This is a genomic window from Mesorhizobium sp. CNPSo 4688, from assembly GCF_057784295.1.
On sequence record NZ_JBWLUY010000028.1, the window covers coordinates 1 to 17,130 of the forward strand.

9 protein-coding genes, 5 pseudogenes and 1 riboswitch are annotated in these 17,130 nt (G+C 59.6%); of the genes and pseudogenes, 9 read left to right on the forward strand and 5 right to left on the reverse strand.

Annotated features, from left to right (window positions below; translation table 11 throughout):
* Positions 1-64 precede the first annotated feature (64 nt).
* The gene (locus AC04SH_RS31345) at positions 65-265 is read right to left on the reverse strand and encodes a hypothetical protein (protein WP_488481565.1); all 201 of its coding nucleotides are present in this window, start codon (positions 263-265) and stop codon (positions 65-67) included.
* Between the two features lie 493 nt (positions 266-758).
* On the opposite strand from AC04SH_RS31345, the pseudogene AC04SH_RS31350 reads away from it, so the two are divergent.
* The 9 genes and pseudogenes from AC04SH_RS31350 to AC04SH_RS31390 all read left to right on the forward strand — a co-directional run.
* Positions 759-2,027 (forward strand): annotated as a pseudogene (locus AC04SH_RS31350) (MFS transporter); the annotation flags it as partial.
* Between the two features lie 89 nt (positions 2,028-2,116).
* Positions 2,117-3,065 (forward strand): IS630 family transposase gene (locus AC04SH_RS31355; protein ID WP_488481589.1). Its coding sequence is split into 2 segments (ribosomal slippage): positions 2,117-2,452 and positions 2,454-3,065, totalling 948 coding nucleotides; the frame shifts between segments, so codons are not numbered across the junction.
* Between the two features lie 6 nt (positions 3,066-3,071).
* Positions 3,072-3,452: pseudogene (locus AC04SH_RS31360) on the forward strand (MFS transporter); the annotation flags it as partial.
* A 152-nt stretch (positions 3,453-3,604) separates the two neighbouring features.
* Positions 3,605-3,794: pseudogene (locus tag AC04SH_RS31365) on the forward strand (class I tRNA ligase family protein); the annotation flags it as partial.
* 69 nt (positions 3,795-3,863) lie between these two features.
* Positions 3,864-3,978 (forward strand): annotated as a pseudogene (locus AC04SH_RS31370) (class I tRNA ligase family protein); the annotation flags it as partial.
* A gap of 943 nt (positions 3,979-4,921) precedes the next feature.
* Positions 4,922-5,299, forward strand: a complete 378-nt coding sequence (locus tag AC04SH_RS31375) for a hypothetical protein (protein ID WP_488481566.1) — start codon at positions 4,922-4,924, stop codon at positions 5,297-5,299.
* Entirely contained in the window at positions 5,300-5,644 is a 345-nt protein-coding gene (locus AC04SH_RS31380) for a hypothetical protein (protein WP_488481567.1), read from the forward strand.
* Complete coding sequence (locus tag AC04SH_RS31385; protein WP_488577762.1) at positions 5,631-5,900, forward strand: hypothetical protein; 270 nt, start codon at positions 5,631-5,633, stop codon at positions 5,898-5,900. Before AC04SH_RS31380 ends, AC04SH_RS31385 begins: the two co-directional genes overlap by 14 nt.
* A 389-nt stretch (positions 5,901-6,289) precedes the next feature.
* Positions 6,290-7,239 (forward strand): annotated as a pseudogene (locus AC04SH_RS31390) (LysR family transcriptional regulator).
* A 451-nt stretch (positions 7,240-7,690) separates the two neighbouring features.
* On the opposite strand, the gene metE reads toward AC04SH_RS31390, so the two are convergent.
* The 4 genes from metE to AC04SH_RS31410 form a co-directional block, all read right to left on the reverse strand.
* Positions 7,691-10,015, reverse strand: a complete 2,325-nt coding sequence (gene metE, locus AC04SH_RS31395) for a 5-methyltetrahydropteroyltriglutamate--homocysteine S-methyltransferase (protein ID WP_488577764.1) — start codon at positions 10,013-10,015, stop codon at positions 7,691-7,693.
* Between the two features lie 118 nt (positions 10,016-10,133).
* Positions 10,134-10,332, reverse strand: a riboswitch (cobalamin riboswitch).
* 1,473 nt (positions 10,333-11,805) lie between these two features.
* Positions 11,806-12,798: an adenosine kinase gene (locus tag AC04SH_RS31400; protein WP_488481569.1), complete on the reverse strand. Its 993-nt coding sequence runs from the start codon at positions 12,796-12,798 to the stop codon at positions 11,806-11,808.
* 107 nt (positions 12,799-12,905) lie between these two features.
* The gene (gene metK, locus AC04SH_RS31405) at positions 12,906-14,102 is read right to left on the reverse strand and encodes a methionine adenosyltransferase (protein ID WP_488481570.1); all 1,197 of its coding nucleotides are present in this window, start codon (positions 14,100-14,102) and stop codon (positions 12,906-12,908) included.
* A 44-nt stretch (positions 14,103-14,146) separates the two neighbouring features.
* Positions 14,147-15,490, reverse strand: coding sequence for a serine hydroxymethyltransferase (locus AC04SH_RS31410; protein ID WP_488481571.1), 1,344 nt, complete (start codon positions 15,488-15,490; stop codon positions 14,147-14,149).
* Positions 15,491-17,130: the final 1,640 nt, after the last annotated feature.

Here is a 17,130-nt window from a genome sequence, read left to right on the forward strand (position 1 = left end):
GAACGGGCACGCGGTTTCAAGGCAGGCAGCGGCAGCTGGTTTGCGGTCCGATCGCTTTTCTCGTTCATTGCGAGGTGGCTCCGTTCAGTTTGCGGATGATCTCGGCGGTCAGGGCATTCGTCTGGTCGCGAGCGTCCTGCACCGCCTTGTTCACGGGCTGGACTTCGTAGAGCGTCCCGGCGGTTGCGATGGAGGCGAAGGTCGGCCGTTGTGACAAAAAGGTCTCAAGCACGCTGGCGTCGGCCTGCCGCAGCAGCTGGATCATCGACAGCAGAAGGTCCTCGGCGTCGGATTGCGCCAGGCGATCGATCAGTTCGTCGGTCGACTGATAGAGATGACGTGGCTGTTCGAAAGAGCGTACCCGGCGCGGCGACTGTTTTTACTCCACTCCACGGCGGACAGTTGCGGATCGGTGTCGAGGACCGTCACCCGATGACCGCCGGCGGCCTACTGGTCATGCTGCCCTGTCATCGTTGCAGTGCCTGATGAACGCCCGAAGCACCGCGGCAGTTTGACAACCCGTCCATCGGCGCGGTAGCACCGTCCAGGCCAAGAGTCGCAGGGCAGACAGCAACCCATCGGGCTGCGCGACCCAGACCAGCTGACGCCCAACTGGCACACTTATCGCGCATCATCACCGTGGATGCGACATCAACTTTGTTGCGAGCGCGATATCGGAACGTGGTTGTGACGCAGGCTGTGCGTCAAGCGCACCGCTTTGAGTGACTGAAAGAACTACGTCGTGAAGGTGAGAAGTCATGCGGCGTCAAGATTCCCCGCCCTTTGTGGCAACCACACTGATCCCTCTTCAGAACCCGGTCTTTCGTTCGATTTGGACAGCCACGCAGATATCCAGCCTTGGCTGGCTCGTGCAGAGCGTTGCTATAAGTTGGCTAATGGCCACGATTTCGGCCTCCGACCTAATGGTTGCGCTCGTGCAAGCCGCATCGGCACTGCCCGCCTTCTTCTTGTCGATCCTTGCTGGAGCGATTGCAGACAGCTTCAGCCGCCGCGGGGTGATGCTTGCCGGACATTGCCTGATCGCGTTGGCATCCACGGTGCTGGCTCTCTCTGTGGGGCTGGGCTATGTCAGTCCATGGCTGATCCTGGGACTGAGTTTCTTGGCCGGGTGCGGCTTTGCCTTGAATGATCCAGCCTGGCACGCCTCGGTCGGTGATATTCTGGAAAAGCGCGAGATACCCGCCGCGGTGACGCTGATGTCGGTGGGCTACAACGTTGTTCGAAGCATAGGACCGGCGCTGGGCGGTGTGATTTTGGCGTTGCTGGGCCCGCTGGCAGCTTTCGCCTTGGCAGCGCTGAGCGACCTGGTCCCGTTGAGCGCTGTCCTGCGCTCCAAATGGCAAGTCCGCGCTTCGCCTCTTCCGCGCGAGAGGATGACGACGGCCATCCATGATGGCATGCGCTTCACGGCGATCTCTTCTGAGATCAGAGTGGCGATCGTGCGTGCAACCCTGTTCGGACTGTCAAGCATCTCGATCCTTGCTCTGCTCCCCCTGCTGGTTCGCGACCAACTGGCCGGTGGTCCAATTGTCTACGGCGTCCTGTTGGCCGGTTTCGGCACTGGCGCCTTTATCGCCGGCATTGGCAATAGCTACCTGAGACACATCACGTCCCAGAATCGATTGATCACGCTCGCATCCATTGCCTGCGCAGCGTGTTGCCTTTTGCAGGCCCTCACATCATCGGTGGCTGTGGCGGCGATCGCGCTTGCCATCGGTGGGGCAGGCTGGGTCGTCACCTGGACCGGTACAGACGTGTGTGTGCAGTTGGCAAGCCCAAGGTGGGTGGTTGGCCGCACGCTGTCGATCTATTACGCTCTGACCTACGGCGGCATAGCAGCTGGAAGCTGGATCTGGGGTACTGTCGCGCAGAACTATTCCCTGACGTGGGCTTTGGAAGGTGCTGCAGCGGCATTGCTGCTGGTTGCAGCTGCGGGAAAGATATTGCCGATACAGCTATGGGAAGAATCCGATCAAGGGGCCTTCGACTTCACACCACCAGAACTAGAGCATTTCCTCCTTTGAGAGAATCGTAGGATTCCCAAAGTCGGATGTTTGTGATTCAAGATGCTGTCTGGATTGGAGGCCAGCATCTGATGACGCGAGCGCTTTCAAATGATCTTCGTGAGCGTGCAGTAGCGGCAGTTCGCGATGGGGAGACCTGTCGTGCGGTTGCCTCGCGCTTTGGCGTTGCAGTTTCCTCTGTGGTGAAGTGGTCGCAGCGTTACCGTGCCACCGGCTCGGTGGCGCCGGGCAAGATGGGCGGACACCGCAAGCGCGTTCTTGAGCCGCATCGGGCCTTCATCGTGGAGCGGATCAATCAGACCTCTGAACTGACGCTGCATCGGCTGAAGGACGAGTTGGAAGAACGCGGGATCAAGGTCTCGCACAATACGGTCTGGATGTTCTTGAGGCGCGAGGGCCTGAGCTTCAAAAAAAACGCTGTTCGCCCTTGAGCAGGCGCGCGCTGATGTTGCCCGCAGGCGTCAGCGATGGCGATCCTGGCAGACTGGCCTCGATCCGCAGTGCCTGGTCTTCATCGACGAGACCTGGATCAAGACCAACATGGCTCCGCTGCGGGGTTGGGGGCCGAAGGGCAAGCGGCTGCGCGGCCTGGCTCCACACGGCCACTGGCGCACGCTGACCTTCCTCGGCGCGCTGCGCTGGGATCGGCTCGCGGCGCCTTGCGTCTTCGACGGCCCGATCAACGGCCAGTGCTTCCGCGCCTATGTCGAGCAGCAGCTCGTCACCGTGCTGAAGCCCGGCGATATCGTCGTCATGGATAACCTGGGAAGTCATAAGTCGGCGGCCATCAGGCAGATGATCAAGGCTGCCGGCGCAAGGCTCTGGTATCTGCCGCCCTACTCTCCGGACCTCAATCCGATCGAGCAGGCCTTCGCCAAGATCAAACACTGGATGCGCCAAGCTCAGAAACGTACCGTCGAGGACACTTGGCGCCACATTGGCCACCTCGTCGAAACCATCGAGGCGGCCGAATGCAAGCACTACTTCGAAAACGCAGGCTACGCTTCCGTCAAAACGTGAAAGGCTCTAGCGCTTGATCCGAGGCCCAGGAGCGGTCCGATCGTGATCAAGGTGGAGTACTTGATCGCCGAGGAGAACATCGATGAATTTCTGCGCTGCATGCGCGAAAGGCGGCGCGTTCAGAGCCGTGCCGGTGCGCGGGACTGGACCCTCCAGCGCGACCTTCAGAAGCCGACGCTTTGGACCGAGACATTCCGCACCCCGACATGGACGGACTATCTTCGTCTAAACCATCGGCTAACGGTGACCGACAGGGAGGTAGGCGAGCGCCTTGCCGCTCTGCAGGCTGATGGGTCTCTTCCTCGTCTCGCTCTTTCGATCGAGCGGTCGACAAGCCCTGCCACCGGCAGCCAGGTTCAGCCAGTGCCCTTTGTATCGCGCCCGTAAGTAGATGCTAACTTTCGGAGTTGGACACGGCTTGTCACTTGATCGCGCTCCATCACCATAGCTCAGTGCGAGGACGAGCCTTACATAAGTGGCGACCGAAGCGCCCACCGCCACCTCTCCCTTCTGGTGCGCAACAAAGCGGGCAGAATGTCAAAGTGTCGAAGTCAAAAGGCAACGTCATCAACCCGTTCGACCGCATCGACGAATACGCGCTGATGCGCTGTGTTTCACCTTGACCGTCATGGCGGCGCAGGCGCGCGGTATGAAGCTCGATCCGGCGCGCATCGCCGGCTACCGCAATTTCGGCGCCAAGCTGTGGAACGCGGCGCGCTCGCCGAGATGAACGAGGTCGCGCAGTTTCAACGAGGCGGCCGGCGCACGCTGCCCACCGCTTCGTCTGGAACCTTGTTCTGCGACTGGTATCTGGAGCTGCTGAAGCCGGTGTTCATGGGCACGGACGAGGCAGCCAGAGCCAGCCTGCGTCGCCTTCGTGCTCGACGAGATCTACAAGCTGCTGCATCCGTATGATGCCGTTTCCCGAGCAGTCGGACGGATGCATGTTGCAGCATGCGGCATACTCGCGGCCACGAATCCCGACATGAGGCATCCGCTCGCACACGATCGAGTGGTTCGTGTCGATCAAAGTAACCAGCCAAGACCTCACGCGGTAAAGCGACGCCGGCGCTGTCTCCCGTCAACGCCTACGCCGCCGCAAAGGCCAACCCATGGGCCGGATACTCCGCGCCGCAGAACCGGCGCACTTTGACCCTTGAGCTCCAACAGGCTCAGTGCTGAGAAGCCCACCATGATGGCAACCACGACGAGACGCGCCAGCGGATTGAGATTGTAGGTCGTAATACCGAACCATAGGGCGAACACAAGGACCGCGAGCGCCAAAGACCAAAAGAATACGGTTCGAACCCAGCAGATCATGGTCCCCTTGGCACTGGTGGCTTCTCCGGAGGCTTCACATCCCCGGGCTGCCTCCTTGGTGACGAATACCGTAATGTGTCTTAACGAATTGCCTCAGATCGTGCATTTCGATCCGTCCAGGAAATCCATTGACGCGAAAACAACCGCATCTTTACATTTCAGCAGGCGACGCCATGCATCAGAAAACACCTACATTCGCCTAGAAGAGGGATTGGTGTAAAAACGGGGTAGGACAATGGCTGCGGCAGGAACTGCATTCTTTCTTTGGTAAGTGCGACGCTTGGATGCGCAGCCATCGTAGCTCCGGGAAATTTCTTCCCATTGGTTCTGCCGCGCAGCCTTGTCATCCAAATAGAATAGGGCGCCACAAGGGGCGTTCTCGCGGCCGCACCGTGCAAACTCTTTGGGGGCGGCCAACTCTCACCGTCATGGGGCGATAGGAAGGAGTTACTGTACCCGTATAGGAATGAACGCCTGCATCTTTACCCGGAGCGGATGCGTCCGCTGCGCTGTCCTTGAGGGAGGAGAAGAAATCCATGGAGACCCGTTCGCCTGTCTTCGCAGATAGCCGCACGCTGAATCGTGTCGAGGAGGTCATGACCGATCTCATCCTTTGCGAACTGGCGGGCTCGGAACCGCAATTCATCACGGCGGTTGCTGGCCATCTCGGAATGACGCAGCCGTATTCGATTAAGTCGGCAAGACGAAGCGTTCACGAAAGTTCGCTTGGCGAAACCGATGTCGAACTCGTGCTTGAAAATGAAGGGAGCCGCTGCGGCCTTCTGGTCGAGAATAAAATCCGGGCGATCAGGATGGCGCGGCAGTTCGAGCGATACCGAATGCGCGGCGACGAAGGCGTTGCGAACGGCCTATGGGATACGTTCCTTGTCATTCTCGCCGCCCCGCAACGATAGGTGGACGCGCTGCTTGCCGAGGAGAAGGATTTTCTGAACGGATATCTGACCTACGAACGGATCGTCGCCTGGCTCGTAAGCCAGGACGAAATTCGGCATGCATTCAAGATTCAGGTCTTGCGGGAGACGATCGCCGATGCCCGCGCGGGATATTCAAAGAAGCGCGACACCCGCATGACGGCCTTCCATCAGGGCGTCTATGAAATCGCGACCGCAGAATTCCCGGCCATTCGCATTGCCTGGATAGAGAAAGCGGGCCATGACGATTCGATCATCCATCTCCCCCATGCGCTGCCAGGACGGGGCGACAAAGCTCCTTTTCAAAGCCAAGATGGGCACGGCTGAAATGCGTATCGAGACGCGCGACGCGATCGGTATGGAGCGCGCTCTGGCAGCGATCATCGAGCGGAACTGGCGCACGACGCGAGCGAAAGGGTATGCGGGCGTTGAAATAGCTGTGGCTCATCTCGATCCTGCGTCCGACTTTGCAGACATTGAAGTGGATGTGCGTGACTTCTTAAGAGCACTGACTTCGCTGCAGGAGTTCCATCATCGGAACGATGTGGCAACGATAATTGAAGCAACCCGAGGCACTTGGTGAGTTAAGGCTAGTGGTTGCCGCAACAGAAGAGTCCGATTTTGGATTTTCTTTCTGCGTGTGCGCGCAAGTCTGGCGCATGTACAGGAGTATTCCTCACCGTTCGTCGATTGATCGCCACGGCGACCTCAACGGCCGCGCTGAAACTGTCGTCCCGCAGCGCTTCTCGTGAATTTCATTTGCCGAAACGCGGCTGGCGTGCCGCCCAGCGTCAGTGTCAGCTCCGACCGTTGAGCGCAACGAGCCCCGCGGTGGCCGGCAGGTCCGGACGGACGAACAGCCAGATCGGAGCGTCAAGACTTTGCATCCTCGTTGAACGGTAAGAGATTGGCGCGGACGGTTTGTCTTGCCTGTCATCTCGTGTCGAGATAGATAAAAAAGGACTGGGGATCATGCCCTGGTTGGATTTGTTCATCGCGGGCATCAGGCAGCTAAGATACTTTGTCGGCATCGTCGAAGCCGGCAGTTTCACGAAAGCAGCCGCGATACTCAACATTGCTCAAAGCGATCTAAGCCTGCATGTGCGTCAGCTGGAGGATGGCTTCGGCACCCAGCTTCTGGTTCGCGACAGGACCGGCATCAGCGTCACGGCGGCGGGAGGCAAGCTGCTTGAGCGCGCGCGGATCATCCTGAAGGAAATTCAGCTCGCTGAGGCGGAACTGACCAAAACTGTGGCTGCTCCTTCGGGGGAGGTGACCATTGGCATTCCGTCCGGAGCCTCCCGCGTCCTCAGTGGTCCCCTGCTTGAATCGGTAAGAAGCGAATTGCCAAGGATCTCGCTTAAGATGATCGAGGGCATGACAGCGCCACTGGAGGAGTGGATCGCTACCGGCCGTTTCAACCTGGCAGTCCTTTATCGCTCTGCCGAGAGCGTGGGGCCAATGACGGTGCTGGCCCGCGAGGAGTTTTGTTTAGTGGTACTGCCGGGTGAACTGCCTTTTGAAGATTCGATACCGCTCGCCGGCCTGCATGCGTTCCCGCTGGCGGTGCCCACGCGCAACAACAATGTCAGGCGTTCGGTGGCTGATGTCGTCGCCCAGCACGACTGTGTTTTGGACATAAAATTCGAAGTCGACTCCCTTTCCACGATCATCGATATGGTCATGGAAGGAAAGGCATATTCATCCTTGCCCCGTCCGCTATTCGGAAAGAGGCGTCTCAAGGCCAGGTCCGCACCGTTAAGATCATCGATCCAGTAATCACCCGTTCCGTTGTGCTTGCGGTCAACCCGAAAGATGAGCTCTCTCCAGCCGTGTCCCCGGTCCGCAAGTTGATCCCCAAGGTCGTGAAAACATTGATTGAGAGCAAGGACTGGTCAGCAACGGCTCCGGGCCTGGCTTAGAGAAACGTCAATCTGATCGAGGGTTGAGGACGTACGCGGATGTTTGGCTCTGCCAATGCCTCGTAGATCATAGCGTCACGTAAGGGGGTTATCCTATCTTACCGGCTGAAACCTCGACGACGCCTAGACCTGTTTCGCAGACCTCGGGAAAGTGAGTGGCCTGAGCTTCGGAAAGCCCCAAACAACGGTATGACGGACCATCACGGAGGCGAGGCCGCGAGGCGGTCGCGACCGACGCCAAGTGCCCGATACAATATCAAGGGGCAGACGACGCTTCCGTCGTCTGCCCCTCGCGGTGGCACCACGCCAGTATCCAAGGTGAGGCCGGCCAGATAATGTTCAGGCAGCTTATCCAAGGTGGTTGATAGCGTTCTGCGGACCGAGGGGGTTCGCGGAAATTTGCGTTACCAGTAGTCGGTGACGCACCATATAACGACAATTTGGCAAAGCCTCAGGCCTGCACTCTCTCCCGGAGCGCGAGTGCTGCAGCGACCATGTTCACGAGGGCAGGGCGGACCTCATCCCATTTGCGCGTTTTGAGGCCGCAGTCCGGGTTTACCCAAAGTTGCCGGTCGGAGAGCCGCTCGCGCGCAAGCATGAGGAGGGCCGAAATCTCGGCGACTTCCGGAACGCGCGGTGAGTGGATGTCATAGATCCCGGGACCGATTTCGTTCGGATATTTGGTGCTCGTAAAGGCGTCCAGCAGTTCCATTGCCGAGCGCGATGTCTCAATCGAAATTACATCCGCGTCCAGCTCAGCGATCGCGTCGATGATCGCGTTGAACTCCGAATAGCACATGTGAGTGTGGATCTGGGTCGCGTCCTCTACACCCGTCGAGGCCAGCCGGAAGCATTCGACCGCCCAGTCCAGATAGACTTGCCAATCGCGCTTTAGCAGCGGCAAGCCTTCGCGAAACGCCGCCTCGTCGATCTGGATTATCTTTGCGCCAGATCTTTCCAGGTCCGTCACTTCATCGCGAATGGCGAGCGCGATCTGGCGGCAGACCTCGGAGCGGGGAATGTCGTCGCGGACAAAAGACCAGTTAAGAATGGTCACAGGGCCTGTGAGCATTCCCTTGACTGGCTTTTGCGTAAGCGACTGGGAGAATTCCCACCAGCGCACCGTCATCGGATTGGGGCGCGATACGTCGCCGAAGATAATCGGGGGGCGCACGTAGCGCGAGCCATAGCTTTGCACCCAGCCATTCTGGGTAAAGGCGAAGCCGGACAGCTGCTCGCCGAAATGCTGTACCATGTCGTTTCGTTCGAACTCGCCGTGCACCAGCACGTCCAGCCCGATCTCCTCCTGCCAGCGAATGGCAGTCTTGGTCTCGTTCTGCAGGAAGCTGTCGTAGTCGAGATAGCTGAGTTCGCCCTTCCTGTGGGCGGAGCGGGCCTTGCGCACCCGAGTCGTCTGCGGGAATGATCCTATGGTGGTGGTTGGGAACGGGGGCAGGCTTAGCGTGCGGGCCTGGACCGTGGAACGCACGAGGAAAGGGTTCTTTCGTTGCTTCATGCTGTCGTCAATGCCGGCGATCCGACCTTCAACAAGCGGATCATGGACCTTTGCGGACGCTGCGCGAGCAGCGGCAGCCTCGGCGGAAGCTGTCAACTCGTCTGCCACTGAATCCCTGCCTTCGAACAGCGCCCTCGCCAGCACCACCAGTTCGTCGGTCTTCTGCGCGGCGAAGGCGAGCCACGACCTGATGGTGGCATCGAGTGCCGTCTCCATCCGAAGGTCCATGGGCACATGCAGCATCGAGCACGACGGCGCAATTTCGACGCGGTCCAAGGGCCAGCCGGCGACGATCGGCTTGATGCGGTCGAGAATGGCAGGCAGGTTCGCGCGCCAGACGTTGCGGCCATCGATCAAGCCAAGCGACAGCACCAGATCCTTAGGCGCGAGCCGACCAATCGTCTCCAACTGTTCGGGAGCGCGCGAAAGATCGAGATGCAGTCCGGCTGCGGGCAGCGAAATCGCCGTGTCGAGATTGTCACCCAGCGCACCGAAATAGGTAGCCAGCATGATCTTCAGTTCGGGCGCGGCATTTGACAGCTGCCCATAGGCAAATTCAAAGGCCGCTTGTTCGTTCGGGTTTAGATCCAGCACAAGCGCCGGCTCGTCGATCTGCACCCAATCGGCTCCCGAAAGTTTCAACCTCCGCAGGAGCTGCTCGTAGACGGGCAGAAGCCGCGGCAGCAGCGCGATGGGATTGAAACCCTCGGCAGGTGACTTCGCCAATTTGAGGAAGGTGACAGGTCCAAGGATGACTGGGCGTGTATGAATGCCGAGGGCTTTAGCCTCGAGGAAGTGATCAACCGGTTTCGTCGACGAGAGGGCAAACGTCTGATCATCGTCGAGTTCCGGCACGATGTAGTGATAGTTGGTGTCGAACCATTTGGTCATTTCCATCGCGGTCAGGGCAGGGCCAGCCGCACGCTCCTGATCAGAGTGCCCGCAGCTCCCCGTCTGGCCTTGGTCGCCGCGCGCCATGGCGAAGTAGATGTCGAGCGGGAGCTCGCCGCCACTCCAGGCGTATCGGGACGGCACCGCGCCGACCATTTCTGCAGTGTCGAGCACATGGTCGTAGAGCGAGAAGTCGTTCGACGGAATTTTCGACACACCGCGATCGCGCTGCTCTTCCCAGTTGGCGGCACGCAGCGCTTTCGCCGTTGTGAGAAGGTCGGTAGCGGAAGATTTTCCGGACCAGTAGCTTTCAAGCGCGAATTTCAGTTCTCGTCGGCGACCGAACCGCGGCACACCGAGCGTTGCCACAGGAATTTGCTGAGAGACAGTCATGCCATACCCCGATGGTTGGGGCGTGGGGACAAGAAGGCGCCTCGTAGGCCGGCACGAACGCCGGGCTGCTGCGGCCACCGAGACACCCCGCCCGTGGACAAAGTTCGTCGTGGCAGGTCTCCTGGCTCGCGGGGTCATAGCTTCTCCCCGTCTTCCCGAGGCTGTCGCCTCAGTGACATGAGTGGGGTTGGCTCACCGCTAACAGTTGCGGGGGCAGCGCCGGCCTCGCACCGGCTTCCCTCTTAGCTCCATGCGGCAGTGCCGTACGGAGAACCACGGCATGCAGACAATCACAGCAGGGAACTGTGTGTCAATACCGCATAAAGAAATGTTTATGTCATTATGTGACATTTTGGTGTTGCGCATAGGTTGCACCGAGAGCGAGTAACTGCGACCGCGCTGATCAACCGGCAATCAGGCCACGCATTGAACCGCCCGAAGCCCAGTAGACATCGAGAACTCCGGCCGGCTTGCTGTTCGAGCCCACCGCGGCCTGCCAAGTCGGCGGCGTCAATCCGATCGCCTACATGCCGGCGATCATCAATGGCCTCAGCGCCGAATCGAGGGCCCCACATCCCTGACTTCTTGAAATCCAAAGGCCAAGACACATGACGCGTCGGCAAGGTGCCTATGTCTCTTCTCAGGTCAGACGTTTTTGCCCGCATTTGGCAGATCCGGCTCTGACACGTTGCACTCATACACACGGGATCGGTTGCGGGTATTCTGCCCGCTCGAAGCGTAAAAGCGCCAAAAGGCAAAGCTTGCTCGACGCCAAAACCAAGAGATGCCGTTTCGCTTTCGCGGGTTTACCTAGAAATCTTTGACACGGACCCCACCATTTCTGGTGCGCCTGTCGTATTTCCATTGTGTGTTGCACGGTAGAGTGACTGCGTTTCGCCGCGAGCGCGGCAGAACCGCAGACGGTACGCGATCGGCCGGAGGAAATAAGGCGGCGCAGACCGTCACGCTTTTCAAACGAGACATTCTCCAGGAGGGGATCGTCATCATCTATCCGGCTGTCGGGAGGCTCGGCTGGCTGAGAGGACGAGGCAACATGCGGTCAAGAGATGAAGGGCGAGGTCGACGCCAGGCAACTGCACTGGACGTCGCCCCAAAATGGCGGGCCGGTCGCGCAGTCGAGCCGCCATCACGAGATTTTCGCGGCCGTGGCGGCTTCGCGGTCTGCTGTCCGCCGGGTGAAGCGCGCAGCAAATGAGGCCTGGTGGAGAAGCCCATGCGGCCGAAGCCAGTGCGACGATGGATAGGACATTCGATGCCTCTGAAGGACATATCGGGCCGTCGAAGAGCGCTGCGAGGCGCTGTGCTTCCTGCCGGCGCTCAACCCGACAGCTGGCTGGGCCAGTCCGAGTTGCTGCATCTCACCCCTGATGCACACCTGGAGTGTGTAGAAAGCAAAGATGTCGAGGCGGCAATTGACGGCACTACGGTGATCCCCTCGGGCGCAGAGCGGAGATGCGACTCCGCTTTCGGGATTCAGAGGGCTGCACTTTGTCGGGACGAGATTGAAACATCAGCAACCCAGCAGTCCTCAGAGGAGACTGTTGATCCCTCCTCTATACGCGCGGCATCAACGTTCCCGTCCAGTCAAGCTACGACGAGCGTGATCTGGTCAGGGGCGCCGCCACCTGCCTGTCTTGAACGGTGCCGACATAGCCTTGATCCTGCTGCCTCGGATCCTGAGATCCCTCTTTGCCCCCGCTGTTCATTGAACAGCTCGCACCGGGTGGATCTGGTCTTGCCGCCAACTAGAGCAGCCAGGCTTGCTCCGCCTCGCGGCGCAGGTTCTGCCTCGGCCTTGGGCCGATCTGCTGGATCGCCAGTCCGGCGGCCAGTGAGCCGAGGTCGCCGCAGGTCTTGAGGTCGCGGCCTTGCGTGTAGCCATGCAGGAAGCCGGCGGCGTAGAGGTCGCCGGCGCCGGTCGTGTCGACGAGTTCCCGGATCGCCGTCGCCTGGATGACCACGGTCTCGTCACCGCGCACGATGATCGATCCTTTTTCGGACCGCGTCACGGCGGCGATCCGGCAGTCCTTGCGGATCTTTGCCAGCGCCTCGTCGAAGGACGATGTCTGGTAGAGCGACTTGATCTCGTGGCTGTTGGCAAAGACGATGTCGACGGTGCCCGAGCGCATCAGGTCGAGGAACTCGTCGCGGTAGCGGTCGACGCAGAACGAATCCGACAGCGTCATCGAAACCTCGCGGCCGGCCGCGTGCGCCAGCCTGGCGGTCTGCCGGATCGCCTCCTTGGCGCGCGGCGGATCCCATAGATAGCCTTCGAAATAGGTGACCTTGGCGCCCGATGCCTTGTCGGCCTCGACATCCTCCGGTCCGAGCTCGACGCAGGCGCCGAGATAGGTGTTCATCGAGCGTTCGCCGTCGGGCGTCACGAAGATCATCGATCGCGCCGTCGGCGGTTCGCCCGTGAGCGGTTTGGTGTCGAAGGCGACGCCCTGGGCATGGATGTCATGCGCATAGATATCGCCCAGCGCATCGTTGGAGACCTTGCCGAAGAAGGCGGCACGTCCGCCGAAGGAGGCGATACCGGCCGCCGTGTTGCCGGCGCTGCCGCCGGAGGCTTCGATCGCCGGACCCATGCGGCTGTAGAGCAGTTCGGCGCGCTGCGTGTCGATCAGGTTCATCGCGCCCTTGATGATGCCGTTGGTCTCGAGGAAGTCCTCCTCGCACTGGGCGATGATGTCGACAATGGCATTGCCGATGCAAAGCACGTCATAATCCGGCATCAATGTCTCCACCAAAAACCCGAGCCGGTTTCTTGCCGCGCTGGCCCGGCGTGGGTGTGGCCAGTTGGAATGGACTTTTCGCTTCCCAATCGACTCGGCGCCGGCCCTCACGGGGCGGCGAGCCCTGCCTCGCGACGCAATTCGTCGGCTCTGTCAGTCCTCTCCCAGGTGAACTCAGGCTCTTCACGGCCGAAATGCCCGTATGTCGCTGTCTTGCGGTATATCGGGCGTAAGAGATCAAGCATCTTGATAATGCCCTTTGGTCTGAGGTCGAACAGCTCAAGAATGAGTTGCTCAATCCTTTTCTCCTGAATTCTCGCGGTCCCGAATGTATTGACCATGACGGAAACCGGACTGGCCACGCCGATCGCGTAAGCAATCTGCACCTCGCAGATGTCCGCAAGTCCCGCAGCGACGATGTTCTTCGCGACATAACGAGCCGCATAGGCAGCCGAGCGGTCAACCTTGGACGGGTCCTTGCCCGAAAAAGCGCCGCCGCCGTGGCGCCCCATCCCGCCGTAGGAATCGACGATGATCTTGCGCCCAGTGAGGCCGCAGTCGCCGCGTGGCCCACCGACTACGAACCGCCCCGTCGGGTTGACCAGAATTCGGACGCCTTCGGCGTCCAGGTGGGGCGGTAGGACTGGCTTTATGATTTCCTCAATCACGCCCTCGCGGACCGTCTCTTGGGATACCTGCTCATCGTGTTGCGTCGACACGACGATGGTGTCCAATGCGATGGGGCGCAAGCCTTCATAGCGCACCGAAACCTGGGATTTCATGTCAGGACGCAACCAACTGAGTTCTCCTGCCTTCCGCACATCCGCCTGTCTTTTTGTCAGGCAGTGGGCGAGTTGGATCGGCAAGGGCATCAGAGTATCAGTCTCGCGGCATGCGTAGCCGAACATGAGGCCCTGATCTCCAGCTCCCTGGTCGAGATCCTGCCCTTTGCCCTCGTCAACGCCTTGGCTGATGTCGGGCGACTGCTCAGTTATGGCCACAACGACGGAGCACCGCCGGCCGTCAAAACCGATGGCCTCATCATCATATCCGATATCGAGAATCGTATTGCGGGCAACTTGGCTGTAATCAACCCTTGCATTGCTGGTAATTTCGCCGGCCAGAACGACTGTCCCTGTCTTCACCAAGGCTTCACATGTCTTGACCAACGTTTCGCAAGCGACGCGCGCTTTCGGATCGAAGCGGAGCAATGCATCGAGGATTGAATCCGAGATGTTATCGGCCAACTTGTCCGGGTGGCCGGCGCCAACCGACTCGGAAGAGAACACGAACTGCCTAGCCATGAAATGCCTCGTTTCGGGTGTTAAAGTTGTCGGGGCGCTCTGCTTCAGCTGCCTTGCCGGTCGGTGATGCCCGGCACCTCGAACGCAGTGCACAGGTCGGCAACGTCCTTTCGCACCTGGGCATGGAGACCTTCGTCGTCTGGCCGCCGGAGGACGCAGTCGATGAAGCCAGCGATTTGCACCATTTCTTGGTCGCGCATACCCATGGACGTTACCGCGGGTGTCCCCAACCGAATTCCGCTTGTGAGCGCCGGATGCCGCCGGTCGCCCGGCACCATGTTGAAGTTCGTGATGATGCCGGCCTTTGCCAGTCGCTCGGCATAGGCCTTTCCGGGCAATGGTCGCTCCCGAAGATCGAGGATCAGCATGTGATTGTCAGTCCCGCCCGTGACCAGGTCATAACCTCGCTCCATGAGCCCCTTGGCGAGGGACTTGGCATTTTTGACGATCTGTTGACCGTAGCTACGGAAGGACGGGTTCGCGGCTTCCTGCAAAGCGACAGCTAGCGCAGCGATGACATTCATATGAGGCCCGCCTTGCAGTTGAGGGAAGACCGCCCGATCTAGTCGCTTGGCGAGATTGACTTTGCTATCCAGATGATAGAGCGCTTGATAGCGATCTTCATTTTTTGACAGAATGAAGCCCCCGCGGGGGCCCCGTATTGACTTGTGGGACGTGCTGCTGACGACGTCGCAATATGCTACGGGATTGGGATGCGCTCCCGCGGCGATCAGGCCACTGATGTGCGCGATGTCGGCCACGAGATAGGACTCCGCCTCCGACGCGATTTCGGCCATCGTGGCGTAGTCAAAGACACGCGGGTAAGCAGTTCCGCCGACCCAAATGAGTTTTGGCCGTTCCTGCTTGGCCGTCTCGCGCAAGCGATCATAGTCGATTTGCTGGGATTCTTCGTGGAGCCGATAGGGAACGCGTTTATAATCAGTTCCTGAGAAGTTGACCGCCCATCCATGAGTCAGATGACCGCCACTGGGAAGAGGCAAGCCCATCACTTTGTCTCCGGGGCTCAAAAGTGCGCGATAGACAGCTTGGTTCGCCGGCGAGCCGGAATAAGGTTGGACGTTAGCGTGTTCGCTGCCAAATAGCGCCTTCAGGCGTTCAATGGCGAGCTTCTCAAGCTCATCGACGATCTCGTTTCCCTCGTAATACCGGGCACCTGGGTACCCCTCGGCGTACTTGTTCGTGAAAATCGAGCCGGTCGCTTCCAGCACGGCCGAAGAGGCAAAATTCTCCGAAGCGATCAGTTTGAGCGTCGTCCGCTCCTGTCGCTCCTGCCTCAGAAGCAGTTCGTGAACGCGGCTATCAACCTCGGCCAACCGCGACGGCACACATCTGTCGGGTAGGCCAGTGCGGTCGGCGGAATTGTCCATCGAGGGATCGCGCTCCAACTTGATTGAACTATTTCACGATCAGGCAGGCAGTCCTTTAGACCGCTCGCTTTGCATCGCTTCGAGTCGCCGTAGGTCTCGTTCATGACAGCCGTCGGCGTGGGGCAGGAGATCGACCAGAAACTGAACCAGCCTACTGTCCTTGCCTCGCGTTTTGAGGTGGTATGAGCGCCACGGGTGTTGTTCGTCGCTGCAAAGAAACGAGGCTCTGGCGAGTAGCCGGACATGGTGCACAACCCGCTCGCGGCGCAGACCTAGAATTTCAGCCAGTTCACCGACAGTTAGGTCTGCATGCGCGCAAAGCCCCAGTATTCGAAGGCGATCAAGATGCGCTGCCGTGCGAAGGCGACTGACAAGTGTCATCATTGGTAAGCATCACGTCATATAGGAAAATGGGGCACTCGTCCTTCGGACCTTGTCATTGGCGTTCTCCGCATCTTGCATGCTCCCGAAAGGCCATGTCGGTTTCGACCTGCCCGACTTTACATGTCTCGACAAGCGTACCATTCACAGCGGTTTGGAGTTGCTAAGAGTCTATGAATTTCTTTGAAAGATCTGTTGCAACGCCTCGATGCGATTTGGCGACGTGCTGATCATGCGGCGACCAGGGCAACAGACACCACGATCTGCCGTTTCCTCTTAGGGTTGCCTGAAAACCCGGTTGGAGGCTCGGCCGGCGGAAACAGGACGAGGACACTGAAGCGGCCAGAAGACAGACGGATAACTACTGACCTCGGCCCCAATCTCTATCCAGTTTCGAGTTCGTTTCCAGCGTTGGATTTGCCCGGTTGGGGGGTTTGAGCGATGGGCGCGCGGTGCTGATCATCGTGCGCAGCGCTGTCTGATGTCCGCAGGGCGAACCGCGCAGTGGATGGCAGCTCGAGCCCGCATTTGGGTGGGGCGCAGCCTGGCTATGCCGTTTGCGGATTTTCTGGCAGCCGGGGCGCCTCGAGGTTGAAGCCTGGTCGGCAATGCGCGCGGGTTCGGCGTAGACGCGCCATCGATGGGGTCAGGATGGAATCGAGACCCCAGGTGCAGAACCGACCGGCTTAAAACCCTTCAAGAGCGCCATGCGCGGCCGAGCCGGCGCTGAACTGCAGGGCCAGGATGCTGCCGGTCCAGATCCTCTATCACCACACCAGGTGAGTAAGTCCCCGCCGGTGCGTAATGGAGCGGGACCTCGGCATCTGCCGTGGCCGCGGCTATTTGACCCTGTCCGCGCATAGCACAGAACAACGTCGTAGCGGCGTACGCTTGTGGCGGTGCGATGCTCGTGATGCGTGTCCAAAACCTGACAGTAACATGTCAGGTTCATTACACCTGCCATCTTAGATATTGTGGTTTTTCGACGCGCATCATGTGCTTCCCCCGGCTGAGCGCGTTGGCACGGCCTTTGCTCATTGAGATGCGGGAACATTGCGTGAGGGCTGCTTCGTCTCGCGCATAGTGTCGCGCAGCCTGTGGCAATAGCTTTGGAGAGCAACATGTCTTGCAGATAGAGCCCCGGTCGGAGGCCTGGCCGCCTGGGCAGCCCATCACGAACTTGCAGCCTTGGCATCGAAGCATCTTGCGTTGTGCCGACCATGTGGCCGCCATGCACCATCTGTTATGGATGCAGCAGA